A 21246-nucleotide genomic window follows, 5' to 3' on the forward strand; every position below is an offset into this window, starting at 1 on the left:
CTCATGTAGTATGCGCCTTTTGATCATCCATTTCGACCACCCAACGACTTCCTGAAGGTCTTCGGAATGAAGCTTCTGAACTTGGTCTTGGTCGATTCCAGTTCTGGTTGGCTGGCGATGTTGTTGAATTCGTGCGGGTCCTTTGAGCGGGAGTAAGTTCAGGTTGCTGTTGGGTCAGCTTTGTAACATCATTCAGGACGCCATAGAGGCAGGGGACGACCAGTAGCACGAGCAGTGTGGAGGCCATGATGCCGAAGGCGACGCTGACCGCCACGGGGATTAGCACCTGAGCTTGTAAGTCGGTTTCAAACAGCAACGGTAACAGACCGACGATCGTCGTCAGAGATGTCAGCATGATGGCTCGAAAGCGGGCTCGACTGGCTTCGCTGGCGGCATGGGAAAGCTCACTACCCGACGCGATTGAATTCTTCAGGAACAGCACCAGCAGGATCGAATCGTTGACGACAATACCCGCCAGCGAAATGAATCCCAGCGAACTGGGCATGGTCATGTCGATGCCCATCAACCAGTGCCCCCAAAGTACTCCGATCATCGACAGCGGAATCGCCGTCATCACGACCAATGGCTCAAAGTAGTTGCGGAACTGGAAGCTCAGTAGTACGTACACGCCGACCAGTCCAATCGAAGCGGCTGTCAGCAATGACATCGCCGTCTTGCGACTCTCCTGAGTCTCCCCGGCGAACACGAATCGAACCCCGGAGAATTGACCCTCAAGCTTCGCCGCTTTCTCTTTTTGAAAACGCTGAACCAATTGGTTGCCACTCGCGATGCGTGGATCGACATCGCCGCGAACCGTGGCCGTGCGTAGACGGTTGATGCGAGCGATGCGTGACCAGTTCTTGGTTCTTTTACGATCCGCGATCGACGACAGACGCAGTTGTTTACCCGATGGCAAAGAAACTGGCAGTGCATCGATGCTGCGCCGGCTGTTGGCATCTTCGGGCGACAAACGAACTCTTACGTTGACCGCTTCGTTGTTGATATACGTTTCGCCGAGATCCGTCCCCTGAAATGCGGCACGAACCTGTTCACTGACCGAAGCAGACGTCACGCCGAGTCCCGTTGCGCCGGGAATCAGGCTCAATTGCAGCTCCGTCTTGCCCTTTCGCAAGTCATGATTGACGTTTCGAGTGCCGAGGAATTGCTGGAACCAGTTTCGTGTTTCGATCGCGGCGGCTTGCAGGTCATCGAGTCGTTCACCGGCGATCCGGACTTCGATGGGGCGACCGGCCGGGCCGAAGGATGCCGGACCGATTGAAGTCCAAACCACATCGGGCATCAATCCATTGTATTCATTCCACAGTGCAACCAATTCGTCAATGCGTGTCGCACGCCGCTCGACCGACAACAGCTCAACGGTCATCGTCGCAACGTGCGAGCCAGACTCAAACGCTTCCGTGTTCACACCGTACTCGACGAGGGAAGACTGCACCAAACGATCGGGTTCGTTGTTTCGGGCAGACAATTCGCCTTCCGCTTGTTTCAGGCTGGCCTGCACTTTTGCAATCGCTTGTTTTGTTCTGCCCAATGGCGTACCTGCCGGAAGGATGACTCGGGCAATCACAACGTCGCCTTCGATCGGCGGGAAAGGAAGAAACCTCAACGTTCCCGATGCGAGCAGACCGATCGAGGCGATCAGCACTCCAGCGGCGATGCCAAGCGTCAGATACCTCCAGCGAAACGCTCGATCGATCAGCCAGCCGAAGAATCGATCGCGGACGAAATTCAAAACCGCTTCGACGGTTTTCCGAATGCGGTTCGGTTCGGACTGACCCGACAGAGCGTGCCCGAGGTGCGACGGGAGAATGAAGAAAGCTTCGACCAAGCTGATCATCAGTACGAGCAGCAGCACGATCGGAATGACGCACAGCACTTCGCCTATTCGTCCAGAAAGAAACGCCAGCGGACCGAGCACGCACGCGGTCGTTATGAAGGAAGAAAATACGCCGGCCGCGACATCGGAAACACCCTGAACGGCCGCGTCCATGGCGGGTATCCCGGCCTCGCGTTTCGTGGCGATGCTTTCCGCGATGACAATTCCGTCGTCCATCAAAATCCCCAGCGCCAGCAACATCGCCAACAGCGTGAACATGTTCAGGCTCAGGCCGAACACAGGAAACAAGAACAAGGCACCTAGAAAAGATACCGGCAGGCTGGCCGCCACCCAGAACGACAACTTCCAGTTAAAGAACAACCACAACGTGCAGAACACAAGCAGCACACCCTGCAAGCCGTTCTTCACAAGCAGTTCCAGTCGTGCTCGAACCAACTGGGAATCATCGCCGGTCAACGAGATGTTGACAGCCGGGTATCGCTGAACTTCGTCCGCCACGAAAGCTCGAACGGCGTCGGCAACCTCAACGATGTCACTCTCTTTCGACTTGCGCACGACCAATTGACAAGCCCGACGTCCATCGACAAACGTCTGCCGGTTCTCATCCTGAAACGCGTATTCGACCGATGCAACATCCTGAAGCAGAACCTCACGTCCGCTTTTCACCGCCACGATGACGAGTCTCTTCAGCTCGCGAAGCGAATCGCTCTGCCCGGAAAGCCTCAGCAGCAATTGCTGGTCTGCCGTCGCGACTTCCCCCGCCGGGACGCTGGTGTTCTGGAGTCGAATGGCAGAAGCCACATCGTTGACGGAAATACCCAGTCGATGCATGGCTTCCTGCCGAACGTCAACTGTGACCAGCGGTTCCGAGATGCCTTCAAGGTCGACCAATGAAACTTCGGGCACGGCCAGCAGACGTGATTTCAGCCCGTTGGAATGTCGGTACAGGTCCAGAGCGGTCGCGTCAGCACTTACGACAATGGAAAGAACTTCATCCGTCCCGCCGACCTCCGTGACGACGGGCGCTTCAGCTTCGTCGGGGAAATCATCAATGCCGTCAACTGCGGTTTGGATGTTGTCCCGAAAGTCCGAAAGGCTGCCACGCGACTCCATTTCCAGCGTGAGCGTGCCGACACCCTCGCGACATGCTGCGACCATTTCTTTGACGAACTCGATGTTGTCCACGGCATTTTCAAGTCGCTGCACAATGGACTGTTCGACTTCGGCGGCCGATGCTCCCGGATACGCAACGGTCACCATAACTTGAGAAGGCGTAATGTCCGGCAGCGTTTCGCGTTTGAGTTTCGGCAGAGCGGTCAGTCCGAGAAACAGAAACACGATCATCAGCAGGTTGGCGGCGGTCGGATGTCTGGAGAAGTAGCCGATCATTCAGACGACTCCGATCCGGTTGCTGACAGTGCGATGTCACGCTGCAAAGCGTCATCCGCGATGGGTTCAATAAGGCAGCCTTCGATGGCCGACGGGAGTTGAGAAACCACAACAAGGTCTCTGTCGTTGACTCCCGATTGAATCACCGCAAAGTCATCCTGCTCAAACTCGACGACAACGGTGCGACGGCGCAAGCGTTGTTCGGCATCAACGACGAAGACAGTGTCGCTTCGTTGAATGGCATTCGTCGGAATGACGATTCTGTTTTTTCGGACGCGACCGCGAAGTTCAATCTCGCACAGCGTGCCGCGAATGGGTGGTGGGCCGTCGTCGCTTTCTGCGTTGGTTTCGACGACGACGATTCCACTGCGAGTCTGATCGCTCAGCTGTTCGCGAAATCGAACGAAGCGCCCTGCTCGCGTGTTGATGCGACCGCCAAGTTTATATCGCAGCGTGACATCGACCTGAAAACGGGACGGTCGATCGTCGGCGGTGACATCCGCAGGATCGCGATTTTCATCGCTGGCTTGTTCGGTGGCGTTCGCATCGAACAAGCGCCGTAAATCCTGCGACGCAATTTCGGCATCAATCAGGAACCCGTCGCTGGACTGAACGGTAAACAGCTTCTCCCCAACGCCAATGAATTGACCGGCTTCAAGATTGACCGCTCCCATTCGACACGCAAAAGGAACGCGGATTTCGCAGCGTTGCAGGTCACGTTGGCGTTCGGCAAGATTTGCTTCAGCGACTTTTAGTGCGGCCTGAGCCGACTCGATTTGCGTCGGCAGGAGGTTCAGCTTGCTCCTGACCGATTGCACAAGCTGCTTTTGAGTGATGAGACTTCTCTGCTTGCTGTCGAGTTCGGCGGCGGACGACGCGTTGCGGCTCACGAGTTTTTTGAGGCGTTCCATTTCGGCGTTTGCCACTTTCAGTGACTCTTGTTCCAGCAGCAGTGCCTCCCGATAGTTCGCTTCATTCGCATTGAGTTCGGAAAGGCTGGCTTTGGCACGCGCGATCTCGGCAACCAGTCGCGAGATTGAAAGCTTGACGTCTGCGTCGTCGATGCGAAGCAGCAGCTCATCTTTGCCGAACGCGCTGCCCGCTTGCAGTCGTGGATGAACTTCGACAATTCGCCCCTTCACTTCGCAGACAGCCTGCCAGATTCGCTTCGGGGCTGATTCGCCCAACCCCATCGCTCGCGGGACGACTTGAACTTTACGCGCTGTGATCACTCGCGCTGGTTGCGCGACTTCCTCGACGACTCGCTTTTCAGGGGGCGTCCGCATTTGAATTGCCAACGCAAGAACAGCCCCACCCAGAATCAATGGGGTAAGAAACAGCAATGGACGATGTGGCCACATGAACTTTTGCTGTTGAGTCATCAGGTTTCCGATGTCCGCATTGATGAAAGAAAAGAGCCAGCCGTATTTGCGAAACGGCTGGCCGAGGTTCTGAACTGAGGTTTTTTGCTTAGCGTTGTTTTTCTTAACGCTGGCCTCGGAACATTGCCAAGATGTCCAGAACGAACTGTGGCGGACCGGGCAGGGAGTCGCCTGCGCCGTTTTCCCAAGCTTCGATCACTTCGGGCGGTGGGCCGGGCAAGCCGATTTCGGCAGCACGTTCGTGTCTCGCGGCGACCCACGGTGGCATTCCGCTGCGGGCTGCGTTGTCGCCACCTCGCATGGCGATAACCCATTCCGGCGGACCGGGCAGAGAGTCGCCTTCACCGTTTTCCCACGCTGCGATCACTTTCGCAGGCGGGCCGAACGGGCGGCCAAAGTTGTTTTCCTCAGCCGAGCTGACCGAGGTAATCGTCAGTAGCAACGCAAACGAACAGACAAGTGGTTTCATTTTCAATCTTCATCATGTGCAAGAATCAGAATCGCGTCGACTTCAGGCCTGAATGTCATTCGCTTCACAGTGATAGTGAAAGCCAGCGGCAAATCGGTTACAGCCCCGACAAAAGTTTTTGCAAAAAGAATTCCCACACACGCGCAGATCACTGTTGAACTTTGGGACGTCGCGGGAGAAACGACTTGCGTACCCAATCCGCAGTCGCAAGCCAACGCCCCTTTTGATCCTCATTGAGAACCGCGGCGACCTCTTTTTCCAGCAGGTCAAATTCCGAATGGATTTCCGGTGCCGATGCCTCGCGAGCGGCTTCAATGCGACCGTGCCGATGAGTCATCACGGCCAGAACCTTCGCGGACTGCTCGTCGGTAAGATGGAGTCGACTGGTCAAGGTGCCGGTGATTTCTTCGGGCAGGACTTCCGGGTGGGCTCGATAGTGTTGCATTCGAGTCAGCATGTAACGCGATGCCACAACGGCACCGACACCGATTCCGCTGCCGAATACGACCAGCAGAACCAGAGCCTGAATCCACGCTGGTAACGCTCGTCGCCATCGCGTGGGCTTGCGTTTGGTAGTGGAATTTGTGGTACTCATGGCGAAACCTTACGTGAATTGCTGAGTCTCGTAGTCAGCGGTAGCTGTAGGAACCGGCCCTACGTGAAATGAACTTCTTTAAATGAACCAGAAGCTGATCCACGGTTCGGTCATGACCGTGAGACTCGGAAGCAGCATCAACATGATCGACGCCGCCAAAGCCATCAGGCCGCCGCCCAATATCAGCGGCGTCTTGTCCACCGCCAGCCCAATGTTCTTGTAGCTGGACAGCGTAGATAACACGCGGTCGGTGACGTCGATGGGCGAATCATGGACTCGCGCGGCCAGTTCGGCCCGATGTTCAATCCAGTTTTCGGGGCTGTCATGTTTCATTGGATTCCTCCAGAAGTTTCTTTAGTCGTTTGCGGGCGCGATGAGCCTGAACCTTGACCATCGTCTGAGTCCACCCTGCCAGTTTCGCGGCTTCGGCGACCGAGTGGCCGTCCCAATACAAAAGCGTCAACACAAGCCGATCGCGCGGCGCAAGTTTCGCCAGCATGACGTGCAACTGCTCGCGAGCTTCGACGGCATCACCGGGTGGATCGGTCATGATGGTTGCAGTGACAGATTCTTCGCGAAGTTTCTCGACTCGCCCCTTATCGCGGGCTTGCGACTGCCAAAACCGGTACCCGACACGGACCGCGATCTTTCGCAGCCAGTGCTCGAACGGACTTTTCGCTTTGAAGCTGCCGAGACTCATGAAGGCTTCGACGAAAACATCGTGCACTAGGTCTTCGACGACTTGTCGGTCTCCGCTAAAGCGTCGCATCTGAGTGGTCAGCGTGGACTGGTAGCGGTCAACGATTTGCCGAAATGCATCTTCGTCGCCGTTGCGTGCTGCGCTGATGACGTTCGCTTCAACCTCTTCGGGAACATCCTCTGCTTCACTTAGTCGCACGGCCAGCATCGCGCGTTGGTCAAGCCACGCACTGAGTGCGTGGCGAAGATCAATCGGCGATGACGCCGCAGGAATGGGCAGAGCGAGCTGCATGTTTGAATGGTTATTTCTCGGGTGGAGGTTCAATCCGAAGGTGTTTGCTTCACAAGAACCGGTGGACGGACAGGTCGATTGCCCGCGTTTTTTCGACCGACGACTTCGTCGGGCTTGCCTTTCATCTCGGCCTGAAGCGTTTTGCGTTCCTCGGCGTCGATGAAGCCGTCTTTGTTCTTGTCACCGTTTTTCATCATCATTGATTGTACAAACTTGGGCATCGGTGACTCGGCCAGTTCTTCCGGGCTGATCTTATCATCATTGTTTACGTCAAACGTCATCAGCAACTGAGCCGGTCCAACGCTGTTGGCACTTCGCCCCTGAAATGGACTGCCGCTGCGATTTATGATCGACGCAAACGCATCCGAGAGACTCGACTTGGGAGCTTTCGTTTTGACGTTTGCGAGATTCGCCGTTCCGTTCTTCGCGATGCAGTACAGGAACTGATCCGAACGAACAAACAGCTCTCCGTTTGCCGCCGCGAATGAGCACTTGAACGGCGTCTTGTCGCCCGCGAATTGGTTGACGGAAACTTCCTCGAACTCCGGCTTCAACCGAAACGCGATCGTCCCCGCCTGTTGACTCATCGACAGCCAGACGTTGTTGGCTTTGGTCAGCGAAGCATACGTAATGTTTCGTTTTCCGCCGCCGATTCGCTTTCGCCACGCTGTCCTGCCCGTCGCTGCGTCGGCACACGTGAGAATTCCGTTGGTGCCAACCCAGTACAGTTTCCCGTCGTCCAGCACCGGCGAAGGAACGCCCGGCCCCGCATTGCGAGACCACACCGCGTGAGTTTTCGTCACATCGCCGACTCCGCCAAGACGAATCGCTATCACCTTGCTGCTGGCCGCCACATAAGCCACGCCATCGCCAACAATCGGCGTCGTACAAATGTATTTGCCGAGCGATTCAGCAACCCACCACTTCAGCTTGCCCGTCGCCGGGTCAATGCCCCAGATTTCGTCCGAAAGCGGAATGATGATCTCTTCGCTGCCATCCGCCGCCTTGCCGACCACCGGCGTTGAGTAGCTGCCTTCGTAAAGTTGAGCTTCCACGCGCCAGACTTCTTCACCGCTGGTTCGATCAAACGCAATCAGCGCCTGAGTCTCATCGCATGCATTCACCAGCAACAGGTTTTTGTAGACGACGGGACTGGCTCCCGAACCCCACTCGGTCGGGCCAGACTCACTGCCAACGTACTTGTGCCACAGCGGATTTCCATCGAGATCAAACGCGTAAACGCCCGACTTCCCGAAGAACGCAAACACGCGTTCGCCATCCGAAACCGGCGTGCAGCTTGCGTAACCGTGATCCGTCACAAAGCCTTCGAATTTGTCTTCCGGAAACCGAGTTGGCGGACTGCGTTGCCACAATTCTTTGCCAGAATGACGATCAATGCAGACGAGATGCCGCCTCAAACTGGCAAGTTTTCCCGGCTTGTTCACATCCTGCCCAAACCCGGAGAACGTCGTCACAAAGACTCGGTCCCCAACCACAATCGGACTGCTGACGCCTTTTCCGGGTAGAGGAATCACCCACTTCAGATTCTGCTCATCGCCCCACCGCGCCGGGACATCTCCCGCATAAACCCCGGAGGCTTGCTCGCCTCGAAACTGCCGCCAGTCCTCACCAAAACTGACCGCCGATTGCGCGATCAGTAACACGACCGCGGAAAAAGCAGTGAAAATGGATCGAAACCGAAGATTGAGTTGGATCACCATCGAATTTCCTCGTGAAGTGTGTTCGATGGTCTAGTGCAATCAAGGACAGGAGTGGTTACAGGGGCAAACGTCAAATTCCAGGATTTGACCGTTCAAGCACAAAACGTCCACGTGCGATCCTATTTTCGACTGCCTAATCACCGGCTACGCGGTTCACCGTCGGCCACCAGCCGATTGAGAACCTGCGTCAGCCGAGCCGGCGAAACGCCTAACCACCGAGCAATTTCCGCGAGCGTGCTGGCTTCGCCGGAGTCAAGCAGAGACTGATAGTACCGCGACAGTCGCATACGATCCCGTTTCGTTTTTGCCGACTCTGATTCCGCTCGAATTCGGTCCGCAATCGAGTTCCACTTGAACATTTCGATATGCGGTAATCGACGTAACCTCATGCTACGAAAGGCACCTAGATCGATGAATCCGCGGTTCGGATTGAGACCGCCTCGGGGAGCTGCTCAGCTATCTGACCGAAGCTTCATTGGTTAACAACTGGGAGGGAAAGAGACTTGGCCATCCTTGCTGTTTCCAAATTCCACGTGGCGATAGCTCCCGCAAAAAGTTCTACTGGTGTCCTCGATCCTCCACTACCTAAAACAAGAGCCGCCGATCAAATGCGATCGGCGGCTTTTTTCGTGGGCTTTTCAGGGTCAATTGCCCGTCTCGAAAAGTTCTATCCGTTTCCATGACGTCTCGACGGAATGCGTCAAGTATCTGTGACCAAGGCACTTACGGACTTCTACGGTCCATTATCCGGGAGGTACGTCGTAGTTGTCGACAAATTCTTTGACAACGTCCCCCACATTGATGATGTCTTCCGTTTTGGCCGAGTCGATCTGCACGGCCAAGTCGGGGCGTCCGTTGATGCGACTGATCGCGGAATCGTCGGTGAATTCGTCACGGACCTCGCCAAGATCACCGATGGTCAGGACGACTCCTCTGGCGTCCTTGATCAGTGGAATCGCAGCGATCGTTGACCCGGTAGACTGCCGATTGCTGCCACGCAGAAGAATGTCCTGAGATGATGTCTTCAGCGTTCCTCCCGGGACTTCGACGTTTTCGGAGCGGACGACTTCGGCGACCTGCGACAGCGTTAGGTTGTATTGGCGGAGCACATCTTCGTTGATTTCGACGTCGATCTGGTAATCGGGAACTCCAACGACTTCAGCTTGTGAAACATCGTCTCTTAGAAGAACCTCATCGCGAACTTTCTCGGCCAGTTCACGCAGGGCCAGGCTTGCCTGAACGGAATCATCGTCTGGTCCAATGACGCCGATGCTGAGTGCTGTAGTGCGTGGTTGCTGACGCTGAACGACAGGTTGTTCGGCCAGTGCGGGGAAGCTCGGGATGTTGTAGACTCGAGAACGGACTTCGCCGAGGACTTCCTGCACGTCTGCTTCGTCCCGGCCAGAATCTAATTCGACCATGACATTGCCAGCACCTTCTCGCGCAACCGACGTGATTCGGTAAACGCCGGTCACGCTGCGAACGGCTTCTTCGATTCTCTGGCAGATGCCCTCTTCGACTTCTTCGGGACTCGCGCCGCGGTATTCGACGCTGATCTGTATGACGTCCAAAGTTGGAATAAGGCCAGAACTCGCGCTGCATCGAAGTGCCGCACCAGGTACCCAGAATCAGGATGGCAAGTACCAGCGTATTGGTGGCGGGCGCGTTATCAACCGCCCAGCGCACGACTGCTTTCATGGGAGTGCCGTCTTTTTGGTGAGTCGTTTGCCGGCTGAATCGCCTTGCGTACTTTCTGATGGAGGCGTGTGGCAAGTTGCGGCGACTGTGGCTGGTCCGCACGATTTGTCTTGCTTGTCAGCCGTTGCGTTTGGTGGTTACTTTCCTCTCAGTCGCTTGTCTGTCTTCAGCGAAACAGCGAGGCCGTTGCGGGCACCGGGAACGGGTGAGCTGACAATCTGGTCACCGATTTGAAGCGGCGAATGAGTCAGGTCGATGTACACCTGCGATTCTACGATGCGGGCGATCCGCACCGTTTCCATGGCCAGCTTTTCATCACGCATTAACCAGACCTGTTTACCGGGGCGAAGGACGGCTTCGGGAATCACCGCGAGTGAACGCGTTGGCTGGCAGTGAAGTTTTGCTTTCACGAACATCCCGCGAACAAGCGCTAGTGGATCGACTGCGTCACCATTCAAGTAACCCGCCGCGATCTGGTCGGTCATTGATTCGGGAATTCGATTTGCTGTTGGGTTAGCCACGTGAATGCGAACGGGCAAGGTTCGTGTCGACTGGTCCAGCCCCAGTCCGTCCTGGCGGCTTAAAACGCCATCCCATGCGTAAGTGCGGCCGCCGCGATCGTACTCGATTGTCACGGGAACTGTTGGAAGTTCGTAAGCGTTGTCACTGGTTGAATCAGAAGCTTGCAGAAACGGCATGTCTTCGCTGCGAAGGCTGCAGCGCACTTCGACGCTCGACGTATCTTCGATCGTTGCGACCATCGCGCCCGGAACGAGATTCGCGTTTTTCTCAACGCGGGTTGCGATTACGACGCCCGAAAACGGAGCGACGATTTATGTTCGCTCAAGGTCCAGTCTGGCTCGCTGAAGTTGCAGTGACGCAAGCTCGCGAGCCATCTTTAAAGTCTTCGCCTGCGTGTCAAAACCTCGAATCTGATTCTCCTGAGTCGTGGTTTGCTGCATCGCTGTCAGAAACGCCAGTTCGACGGTGTCGATTTCGGAAGCCGATGTCGCACTATTTCTGCGTAGTTGCTCCATGCGGGCAACTTCGCGCTTTCGCACAGCCACCACATCGCGACTGATCTTGATAAGCCGCTCGGCATTCTCGATATCGAGTTTCAGGCGTTCGAATTCGACATCGGCACGTGCGACTTCCTGTTCAAGACGAGCAACTTCCAGTCGGTAGTCGCTATCGTCGATACGCAGAAGTATCTCGCCCTGGTTGACGTAGCGTCCGGGGCTGAGCGAATCTGACTTGAAGATCACTTCCCCGCTAACGCGAGCCGAAAGTTCGACTTCGCGGTTCGGAATGACGACTCCACTGGCGACGATATCCAAAGGCCCCGTGTGGTGCCGTGCTTGGACAACTTCAACGGGCACCGACTTACGAACCGGTGGCTTTTTTCGCTCTGGTTTGTCGCGGAGACCCATTGCGAAAATAAACCACCCACCACAAAGCAGCACCGCGATCGGTGCGACCCAATGAAATAGGATGGTGGTTATGGCAGGCCGTTTCATTTGAAATGCTTTAACGCAATGCTCTCTAAATGACTGCCACGAATCTCACGAATTTTCACGAATCGAAACTCTTCCCATTCGTGTCGATTCGTAAAATTCGTGGCCCAAAAAAACTACCTCGCCCGATGTCCGCGGCCGTTCTTCGGATCAACTTCGCCCCAGTAACCGCCAATGATGTGCGGAAACTTGCCAGGTGTGACGTGATAGTGCGGACCGCGCGCTTCGTCCGTGTGGAGATTGAAATCGTTGAGCGGGTTGTCTTTGTCGTCTTTTGCCAGCAGTCCGTCGGCTTCGTACGGTCCGTAAACCGGAAAGCCGTCGAACGCGAATCCGATCAGTGACGAGTGCATTTTGCCTTCGTCACTCCACGGCGTTTTGACGCAAACAGGATACTTGTGATAGTGGTATGCGCTCTGTGGGCTTGGGTGACCACAGCAGCGGTCCAATCTCCAGACGGCATCGGTTTCGAAGATGTGATCGAATGGATTGAAGAAGATCACTCCGTTGGTTGCCACGCCAATTGGTCCCATCGGAAGACCACCGTTGGAATTCTGAGCGTCCATCGCAATCGGATCTTTTGCTGGCTTTGGATACTTTGGCAGATACCAGGTGTTGGCCTTTTCCTGAATGTACGAGGGATTGCTATCGAGCATTCGCCACTTGTCTGGAAAGGTCGCCGTTGGATGATTCGGCAGATTTCGACTGTGCATGACAATGTGATCGTCGGTCAGTGTAATGACGACCGCATAGGGCTTGTATTCGTCTTTCTCAACAATGTTGCCATCAATGTCTTTGTAGCCGGCTCGCAACCACGACGACATATTGCCAACAAACGGTGCCTCGAAACGATCTGATTTGTACAGCAACTGATCAGCGTTGGTGTAGTCGAATTGCTTGCGCAGTTCTTTACTTCCTCCCTGAGGATCGTAGTACCAATGACCGCCGAGCGGCACCAGCGTATCGGCATCTGGCTGAGGGAAATGTCGACTGGCCGACGCCGGTGGCTGATAGCTATCCGGAGTCGCGATCGGCCGCAAGCTCATCGACTGAACCCAAAACTCGGAGTCTTTGCCTTTGCCCTGACCATCGGCGAATCCAACGCTCAGCTTCACCGAATCGATTTCGGCAAAAGGCGTGCGAAAGTCCATCGCGTACGTTCGCCACGTGGAATGCCCCAGATTCTTGTTTGTCGATTCATCTTTGAAGTCATTCCGTTCTCGCTGAACCTGTGGATAGATGCGAGTTTTGATCAGATCCAGTGAATCCGTGCCACCTTTCTGAAAGAATTCAACCTTCAAGAACAAGTTATCTTTATCGACAGCAAAGCCATCTTGAGCCATCCCGGTAATATCGACGCGATACCAGCGACTTTTCGGCGAGACTTCGGAACTGACGATGGATACCTGGCCGGCCATTTCGCCATCACCGTTCTTGTCGGTACCAGAGAACAGTCGCACACCGCGGCCGTTGGATTCGATCAATCGGTCGCCAAGGATGTTGTATTCGGCGTCGCCTTGAAGTTCTGCGTCGGCCAGCGACGAACCTTCTTGAATAGCAACGTCGGCAGAGACAAGGATCATTGGCTTCGGCTGGGCGAGGCTGTCGAAAGGCTCATCTGCGGCGACTCGTTGCTTGAACGAATTCAACTCATCAGCGAGTTGATTCGCGATCGCGTTGCGTTGTCCAGCAAGATTGTTTTCTTCTTTGGGGTCGTGAACGATGTCGTAGAGTTCCTGGGCGCCGTCACCAGTTTGTATCAGTTTCCACTGATCACGGAAGACCGCGAAGTCTGCTTCAGCGATCACCATGGTTCGCGATTTCACTTCATCGTTAACAAGATTCTCCCAAACGTTTGCACCATCAAGCGGCTTGTTTGTTTTCAGCGCAACGCCTGCCGCTCCGGCAAGTGTGGGCAATACATCATGGATTGCGATGAATTGTTGTGACTTCGTGCCAGCCTTAATCGCGCCGGGAGCCTTCACGACGCAGGGAACGCGAATTCCGCCTTCGTACACCTGACGCTTTTGTCCTCGAAGCGGTGCGTTGGTTCCCGTTCGTGCCGCGCCGTTGTCTGAAGCAAAGACGACGATTGTCTCGTCGCTCATCCCCTGTTTTTCGATGGCTTCAAGAATTTCACCAATGCCCTGATCCAGCGAATCCACCATCGCGGCGTAAGTCGCGTTCCGCTCGTCCAGCTTGTTGCTGTATTTGGCGATCAGGTCTTCAGGAGCCTGAAACGGAGTGTGTGGCGCGTTGTAGGCAACGACCATGCACAATGGCTTTCGCTTGTCGCGTTTCTCAATCAGTTCAACGGCTTCACGCGTCAAAAGGTCCGTTGCATAGCCATCTTCCGTAACCGTTTTCCCATTGCGCTGCCAGTCCGTACTGCTGCGAATCCCTGTGTGTTTGTAATAGTCGATATGCGCATCCATGAACCCGTAAAAGTGATCGAACCCGCGTCGACTTGGATTGCGTGCTATATCGTCGGAGAAACCAAGGTGCCACTTCCCGATCAGCGCTGTTTGGTAGCCCGCATCCTGGAAGTCTGCGACGAGTAAACGTTCGGTCAATGGCAGGCCTTCATCGCGCGGTCGCACGGGACCACTAATTCCGAAGCGCCCAGGAAAACGCCCGGTCAACATTGCTGCGCGAGCCGGACTGCACGCGGGATAGGCGTAAAAGCGTTCCAGCTCTAAGCCTTCTCTTGCGAGCTTATCGATATTGGGTGTTTCGGCCACTCCACCGTGAAACCCGACGTCCCCCCAACCAAGGTCGTCTGCGAGCAGAACGACAATATTCTTCATCGGGCTCGTTGTTTTCGTGGCCTCCTGCTGAGCTCGCAGAGATGTGGCGTGCGAAAAAAGAGTGCATAAGACGACCGACACCATCAGGAGTTGCCGGTGTTGAATTCTAGACAATGCGTTGATTCTCATCAGGAGTCTCGACTGATAAACTGGTTTTCTGACTGGTCCTGCCTGTCTAAACCCGCTGATTCTCAGCAATCTACAGCCGTGACGCAAAAAAAGTTTTATGACTGAGGACCTCGAACAACGACTCGCCGCTGGCGACACAAGCGTATTCGGGGAACTGTTCACGATTCACCGTCCACGGTTGTGGCAGATCATCCACTTTCGACTTAGCGATAAGATCCGCGGACGCGTTGATACGGACGATGTCGTGCAGGAGGTCTATCTGGAAGCGGAGCAGCGGCTAAGGCACTACGTCGATGGCGATTTCCCGTCGCTGTTTTTGTGGCTACGTCTCATCGTCGGCCAAACGCTCAGCAGGATTCACCGCTCACACCTGCAAACCGAATCGCGATCCGTGCTGCGTGAAGCCAATGCCGCGCGTTCAGGACCGTGGGGTAACACGTCGCTGTGTCTGTCTCAGCGTTTTATTGCTCACATGACATCGCCAAGTCAGGTCGCTGTAAAAGGTGAGCTGATTGATGAAGTGCGACAAGCGATCGAAGCTATGAGCGAAATGGATCAGGAAGTACTCGCCCTACGGCACTTTGAAGAACTGACCAATCAGGAAGTCGCCATCGAATTGGGTATCAAACCCAAAGCCGCCAGCATCCGCTACATGCGAGCGCTGGAACGGCTGCGCGGTGTGCTGGAGATGATTGATTGAGTTAAGCCACGAATCTCACGAATCTGCACGAATAACTTTGCCTGATTCGTGAAAATTCGTGCGATTCGTGGCAAAACGTTCCCGTAATACAAGCAGAGGTTTCGTCGACATGACCACGATCATTTACAAGGAAGAGAGCTACGCAATCATTGGTGCCTGCATGGAGGTTTACAACGAAATGGAAAGCGGTTTACGTTCCTGACTTTGTTGTCGGATCGAAAATCATTGTTGAGATAAAAGGCACAGCTGATCTGAATGACAAGTTCCGTGCCCAAATGCTGAATTACCTAAAGGCAACGGGCTTGAAACTTGGATTGCTGGTGATCTTTGGCAAACACGGTTCACTTCAGTACGAACGGATTGTTCGTTGAGGAAGAGGCAGAAGTTTTGGCCACGGATTTCACGAATCAGGACCATCGGATTCGTGTCGATTCGTGAAATTCGTAGCAAAACTTTTCTCCGCCTGTAGATTCGGCCAGCCGTCGGGGTTTAAGCCTCAGAAGCCGTTCCCTCAACCTAGCGAGACCATCCGATGCGCCGCTCTCCACTTTTGATCGCCGTTTATTGCCTGACGTTTTTCATTGCCGATTCATTCGCGCAGGCTCAGCCACCCGGAAGACCAGGAGGTCCCAGGCTACAAGGGCGTGCCGCTGGCGGGCAGTTTGGCGGGCCCGGTGGAGCTCAGGGGCGTCAGGCTCTGGGGGGACAGGCTGGGCAACAGGCTCCGCCGTGGCTGGCAATTTTTGATATCGATTCCGATGGTGAAATTTCAGCCGATGAAATCAAAGACGCAACGGCTTCGCTTCTTAAGCTCGATCGCAATCGTGACGGCCGGTTAACCGGTGACGAACTCCGTCCAGGCGGAGGCCCGGGCGCACAAGGCCGACCCGGTGGTGGTCCGGGTAGCGGACAGCAGATGCAGGGACAACGAGGTCAACGCGGCGGCCCCGGTGGCGCACGCCAGGGTTCAGGAAATGCTGGCGGTTTTGGTGGGCGCGGACCAGGTAGTGGCGGACGTGGCGGCGACCCGGCACAAGGGGATGCGGCATTTGCGGCTCAGGTTCTGACGCTTGATGCGAACAAAGACGGGCTGATGACGCTTGACGAACTTCCTGGGCACATGCACGAAGCGTTCGAAATCGCCGACGCAGACAAGAACGGATCACTCAACGAAAAAGAAATGCTAACACTGGCTTCCCAATTCCGCCGTGGCTCGCTGAACCCCGACGCTGACCAGGAAATGAAGAACCCACCGACTCAGGGCCGCCAACCAGCTCAGGGCGGTCGCGGGGCTGGACAAGGTCCGGGACGCGGCGGACGAGGTGGTCAGGGCATGGGCCCCGGTCAGCGCGGAGGTGCCACCGGAGGTCAGGCAACTCGTGGTGCTGAGCGCGAACGGCCTCGTGACAGAGTGAGCCGACGTGATACGCAATTCAATGAAAAGCTCCTGATCGGCTCGACGCTGCCTCACTCTTTGCAGCTTTACAATGTTGACCGCAAGTTGGTTACTGCCAACAGCATCTTCGACGCTAAGTACACAGTCGTCGTCGGCGGGTGTCTGACATGTCCTGAATTTCGCAATTCCTATCCGGAGATCGAAGCGGTCGCCGCCGACTATCGCGACAAAGGTGTGCAGTTTTACTTTCTGTTTCAATCGCTCACTCACCCCGAAAACTGGGGCTATGTGCAGCCGACATCGATTCAGGAACGTTTCGCTCAGGTTGATCACGCAAAAGAGTTGCTCAAGACGTCGATTCCCTGGCTGACTGACACGATGAATGGCGAGATGAAGCAGCATTTCGGGATGACACCGAATTCACAATTCGTGTTCGATCGCGATGGCAAAATTGTGCATCGAGCTTCGTGGGGGCGAGGATCCAGTCTGCGAGAGTCACTTGAAGAACTGGTCGGACCGTCTGAAAAAGTCACAACGGTCGCTGAACTGAATCTGCCTCAGTTTACTTCACAACGAACCAACCCCAACGACATGCTTATCGAACGCAAGGCCGTCGAGGGCATCGCCGCCCCACTGAAGGTCGCGGCTGGTGGCGAAGAGATGCAGGCCGAAAGTTTGAAGTCGCTCGATTTCACAGAATCCAATCGCTACGCCAAGTTGCGTCCGGAAGCCGATCAGCAACTGCTGCGAACTGGAAGCGGCCAACTGTACCTCGGTTTCCGGCAGGATCCGATTCTGGGAGCCGAATGGAACAACTTGGCATCTCCACCAAAGTATCGCATCACGGCCGATGGCGTCACCATCACACCGGCGATGGCCGAAGCTGAAAAGCTGAGCGTTGAATCCGACACCGAACCGCGAGAGTTCTTGGTCGACGTAAAGAACTGGGAAGCTGGCAAGCCCATCAAGGTTGAGATTCAATACTTCGCCTGCAACAAGAAAAAGGGTTGGTGTAAACCCGTTACACAAGAATTCACCGTGTGGCTGGAGCAGGATCGAACGGCAGGCATGGTCGCCGGTCGAAGCCATTTTCCAGGTGGCGGAGGCCGAGGCGACGGCCAGCGTCGGGGTCAGTAAGTTCCCGCCGCGGAACTTGTTAGAAGTTTCGGCATTTCGCAATCTGTGCGGACCGAAAGTCTCTGCGGCTTCCGCTACGATACAGTCCCAATCATGATGGCTTCTGCATGCACCGCTCGATTGCGACCAACTGAATGAAAGTTTCCGAACCTACCGACGACGTTCTTGAGTTGGTCGATGTCCTTGCAAGCGACTTTATTGCCCGCTACCGCAACGGTGATCGACCGACGGTTGAGGAATACGCAAGTCGGCATCCTGAAATCAGCGATTCGATCCGTCGGATGTTCCCACTTGTCGCGTCCATCGAACGCATCAAGTTGAACGAGCAAGTCGAAGTATGTGGCGGGGCGACTCTGGCCGGTCGTGAAATTTCGCAACTCGGCGACTACCGCATCATTCGCGAAATCGGGCGAGGCGGGATGGGGATCGTCTTTGAAGCTCATCAGGAATCGCTTGACCGAGTTGTTGCCATCAAGGTACTGCCGAAGCAAAGCCTGTTGGACGACGAAGCGCTTAAACGTTTTCGCAGGGAGGCGACAACGGCTGCGGCGATGCATCACACCAACATCGTGCCGATCTATGGAACCGGCGAATCAGATGGCTCGCACTATCTGGTGATGCAACTTGTCGATGGAAAGTCACTGGACTCTGCGATCACTTCCGACACAAAAACATCCTGCACCGACGTGGCTCGCATCGGCGAACAAGTTGCCGACGCGATTTCGTATGCTCATGCCAGCGGAGTGATCCATCGAGACATCAAGCCCGCCAACATCCTGATTGAAGCAGACGGAACCGCGCAAGTTACCGACTTTGGACTCGCGAAGAACGTCGACAACGACATCACCAACACGCGCACCGTCAGCGGAAGCCTGCGTTATATGGCTCCCGAGCGATTTTCCGGAGTATCCAACAAAGCTGGCGATATCTATGGTATCGGCATCACACTTTACGAATTGCTTGCTGGTCGACCAGCTTTCGACGTGACCGATGCCGAACACTTGATCAGCTCGATCACAGGCGATCGCCTGAAACCCATCCACGCCGTCCGGACAGATGTGCCGACGGATCTCTCGACAATTGTTGGCAAAGCGATCCATGTCGACCTGTCGCAGCGCTACCAGTCCGCCGCCGAACTGCGAGACGATCTACAACGATTTCTTGCTGATGAACCCATCAAAGCCAGACGGACGTCACTTTGGGGCCGATTCGTTCGCTGGGTACGTCGCAATCCCAAGCTTGCCGCTGCGGTTGGAACGTCGGCATTTGCGCTGATCGCCGCAACCATCGTTTCAACGATTGCTTTTCTTTTCACGTCCGAAGCAAATCAGCGTTCTGTCGATGCTTTGCAAGCGTCTGAGCAAACGGTGGACCTCGCGTTGCAGTCACTCAATGGTGTGGTTGATGTCGTTTCGCAAACACCAACTTCAGCCGACCTACCGCTCGGGGAAGGATGCGAAGACGACGGCTTGTTGCCGAATGTCGGCATTGAACCTTCGCCCATTTCCGCAAGGATTCTGGAACGTCTCCAACCGATCTACGAGCGACTGTCGCAGCAATCGCCCACTCGCAGCGACATCATTCTGCAAAGCGTCGATTCCAGTATTCAACTTGCGCGAATTCAGCATAGCCTGGGACGAATATCGGACAGTATGGAAACACTTAAATCCAGCATCACGTTGCTGAATGAACGCGGCAAGCCCGCGTCGATTCCGACTGACGATTTGCAACTGCGACTTGCACGTTTGAATAACGAACTCGGATCCTTGTACGCCACCGATTTCAATCGGACGGAATCGATGCAATGTTTCGAAGTCGCAGTCGCCGCCGCGTCTCAGCTTGACGATTCAAACACAGCCGGACTGACGGAACTCGCCCGTGCCCACTTGAATCTGGGAAGCCGTCCGCCGCAACTTCGTCGCGGCGAATCGGTCACGCCCGAACAGCGAGCCGAATACCTTCAGCATATTCAAAGTGCTATTCAGATTCTTGAGAAATTGATGAACTCGCAATCGCAAACCAGAACGACCAATATCTTGTATGCGAACACGCTGTTAGGTCGATCACGCCTGGCAACGACTCCACGAAGTAGACAAACAGACTTCCGAGCGGCAGTCTTGATTCTTCGCGATCAATTGCAAACAACGCCGGACGATGCCGCTGTGCGATTCGAGCTTGTCGAAGCGCTTGCGGATGTTAATCTGCGAGGTCCGCGTTCGCCACGACAGTTTAACGAATCCGAAGGTCGCCTAAGAGACGCGTTAAAAGAAATCGCAACGCTTCGCGCCAGCAGCTCGGACAATGGGGTGTACCTCGCAACCGAAGTTCACCTTCGTCACAAATTGTCGAGAATCGCCAGCATACAATCGCGTTTGGAGGAAGCGGAGGCTCTGTTGTCTGAGGCGGTCCGCCTGCAGACGCTGCTTTTGCAGACATCGCCTACCATTGTTGGGCATCGGTGCTGGCGGGCAATGCTGTATCGCAGTCAGGCGACGATGTACCGTCAGTGGCAGAAGCCCGACGAGGCCAACGCAGCAATCGCGAACGCTCAGGCCGACATCGGCGCGATCGATCCCCAATTCACAGACCACCCTCTCGTTGCGAACACACGCAACTCAATTCGCGAGTTTGCCAACACACACCCGGAGCAGAAGCAATGACCCGAAGGACGGGCTGTTCTGTCGATCACGCCAGCTAACCCGACGGAAACCGATTGCGCCAAACTTCGTGCGGAAGCCGAGCCTGCGTTGTTGGAAACCGGCTCGGGACGAATCTTTCCTGGCTTCTACTCCGACCCGATTCACGACGCGCAATGGACCAACTTAACCCCACCAATGAAGTACAATCGGGAACTTCCCGAAGGTGTTTCGACCGATCTCATCGAAGCATCGGCAAAGAAAGGCCCGGGCGAAAGTAACACACTGCCACGTCAGGTCTGGGGCAACATCAATGCCGCCTACAAGCAGAATCTGGCCGACATCGAGATCACGCTGCACTACTACGGATGCACCTCACGATGTGCGAGGCACTCACACGAATACACGATCACGTTTTTAAACAGACCAACGCAAGTCCCGAACCTTCGGCTTCAACCGAGGCCGACGATCGGTGAGGGACTGACTGAAAAGATCGCGAGCCTCTGCCGTTCCGCTGAGAAATCTTCAATCAATTCGAGAATTGAAGCGATCATTGGCTGCGGGTCGGTGAAATCGTAGAGGGCGAAGATCACCTGCTCGACATCCCAAAGCGAACTCCCACACAGGGCAGGATTCAGATTTAGGCATGACGTTCGTAATGTTGCCACAAGCCCAAGCTTAACCCATTTTGAGCCGAAGTCGTCTCAAGTCGAGCGATCTCAGCAGGCCCCCACATTAAAACGCCCACCGCAAAAAGTTCAACTGGTGTCCTCGTTCCTCCACCTTTGAAAATGAAAGCCGCTGATCAATTACGATCAGCGGCTTTT

General features: G+C 55.2%; 16 protein-coding genes. 5 read left to right on the forward strand and 11 right to left on the reverse strand.

Features of this window, described 5'->3' with window-relative positions; genetic code table 11:
• Position 1: 1 nt before the first annotated feature.
• The 11 genes from SH139x_RS12335 to SH139x_RS12385 all read right to left on the reverse strand — a co-directional run bounded on the left by SH139x_RS12335 (position 2) and on the right by SH139x_RS12385 (position 14421).
• Positions 2–3244 carry an efflux RND transporter permease subunit gene (locus SH139x_RS12335; protein ID WP_488355510.1) on the reverse strand — a complete coding sequence of 1081 codons (3243 nt, stop codon included), beginning with the start codon at positions 3242–3244 and terminating at the stop codon, positions 2–4.
• Positions 3241–4626, reverse strand: coding sequence for an efflux RND transporter periplasmic adaptor subunit (locus SH139x_RS12340; RefSeq protein WP_488355511.1), 1386 nt, complete (start codon positions 4624–4626; stop codon positions 3241–3243). Before SH139x_RS12340 ends, SH139x_RS12335 begins: the two co-directional genes overlap by 4 nt.
• A 103-nt stretch (positions 4627–4729) precedes the next feature.
• The gene (locus tag SH139x_RS12345; protein WP_488355512.1) at positions 4730–5095 is read right to left on the reverse strand and encodes a hypothetical protein; all 366 of its coding nucleotides are present in this window, start codon (positions 5093–5095) and stop codon (positions 4730–4732) included.
• 148 nt (positions 5096–5243) lie between these two features.
• The gene (locus SH139x_RS12350) at positions 5244–5690 is read right to left on the reverse strand and encodes a hypothetical protein (protein WP_488355513.1); all 447 of its coding nucleotides are present in this window, start codon (positions 5688–5690) and stop codon (positions 5244–5246) included.
• Positions 5691–5768: 78 nt separating this feature from the next.
• Positions 5769–6023 carry a hypothetical protein gene (locus SH139x_RS12355; RefSeq protein ID WP_488355514.1) on the reverse strand — a complete coding sequence of 85 codons (255 nt, stop codon included), beginning with the start codon at positions 6021–6023 and terminating at the stop codon, positions 5769–5771.
• The gene (locus SH139x_RS12360) at positions 6013–6681 is read right to left on the reverse strand and encodes an RNA polymerase sigma factor (protein WP_488355515.1); all 669 of its coding nucleotides are present in this window, start codon (positions 6679–6681) and stop codon (positions 6013–6015) included. The genes SH139x_RS12355 and SH139x_RS12360 overlap by 11 nt, the downstream gene beginning before the upstream one ends.
• A 29-nt stretch (positions 6682–6710) precedes the next feature.
• Positions 6711–8402, reverse strand: a complete 1692-nt coding sequence (locus SH139x_RS12365; protein ID WP_488355516.1) for an outer membrane protein assembly factor BamB family protein — start codon at positions 8400–8402, stop codon at positions 6711–6713.
• A gap of 743 nt (positions 8403–9145) precedes the next feature.
• Entirely contained in the window at positions 9146–9973 is an 828-nt protein-coding gene (locus SH139x_RS12370; RefSeq protein WP_488355517.1) for an efflux RND transporter permease subunit, read from the reverse strand.
• Positions 9974–10237: 264 nt separating this feature from the next.
• On the reverse strand, positions 10238–10861 hold the full coding sequence (locus tag SH139x_RS12375) for an efflux RND transporter periplasmic adaptor subunit (RefSeq protein ID WP_488355518.1): 624 nt from the start codon (positions 10859–10861) through the stop codon (positions 10238–10240).
• A 72-nt stretch (positions 10862–10933) separates the two neighbouring features.
• Positions 10934–11617 carry an efflux RND transporter periplasmic adaptor subunit gene (locus SH139x_RS12380; RefSeq protein WP_488355519.1) on the reverse strand — a complete coding sequence of 228 codons (684 nt, stop codon included), beginning with the start codon at positions 11615–11617 and terminating at the stop codon, positions 10934–10936.
• Positions 11618–11730: 113 nt separating this feature from the next.
• Positions 11731–14421 carry a sulfatase-like hydrolase/transferase gene (locus SH139x_RS12385; protein WP_488355520.1) on the reverse strand — a complete coding sequence of 897 codons (2691 nt, stop codon included), beginning with the start codon at positions 14419–14421 and terminating at the stop codon, positions 11731–11733.
• A gap of 226 nt (positions 14422–14647) precedes the next feature.
• On the opposite strand from SH139x_RS12385, the gene SH139x_RS12390 reads away from it, so the two are divergent.
• From SH139x_RS12390 to SH139x_RS12410, 5 genes are all read left to right on the forward strand, one after another.
• On the forward strand, positions 14648–15250 hold the full coding sequence (locus SH139x_RS12390) for a sigma-70 family RNA polymerase sigma factor (RefSeq protein ID WP_488355521.1): 603 nt from the start codon (positions 14648–14650) through the stop codon (positions 15248–15250).
• 233 nt (positions 15251–15483) lie between these two features.
• Positions 15484–15621: a GxxExxY protein gene (locus SH139x_RS12395; protein ID WP_488356008.1), complete on the forward strand. Its 138-nt coding sequence runs from the start codon at positions 15484–15486 to the stop codon at positions 15619–15621.
• Between the two features lie 161 nt (positions 15622–15782).
• Positions 15783–17783: a hypothetical protein gene (locus tag SH139x_RS12400; RefSeq protein ID WP_488355522.1), complete on the forward strand. Its 2001-nt coding sequence runs from the start codon at positions 15783–15785 to the stop codon at positions 17781–17783.
• A 134-nt stretch (positions 17784–17917) separates the two neighbouring features.
• Positions 17918–20443 carry a protein kinase domain-containing protein gene (locus tag SH139x_RS12405; RefSeq protein WP_488355523.1) on the forward strand — a complete coding sequence of 842 codons (2526 nt, stop codon included), beginning with the start codon at positions 17918–17920 and terminating at the stop codon, positions 20441–20443.
• A gap of 174 nt (positions 20444–20617) precedes the next feature.
• Positions 20618–20998 carry a hypothetical protein gene (locus SH139x_RS12410; RefSeq protein WP_488355524.1) on the forward strand — a complete coding sequence of 127 codons (381 nt, stop codon included), beginning with the start codon at positions 20618–20620 and terminating at the stop codon, positions 20996–20998.
• The last annotated feature ends 248 nt before the right edge of the window (positions 20999–21246 follow it).

This window comes from Kothea flammea, assembly GCF_052161645.1.
Classification (GTDB): Bacteria; Planctomycetota; Planctomycetia; order Pirellulales; family Pirellulaceae; genus Laterigemmans.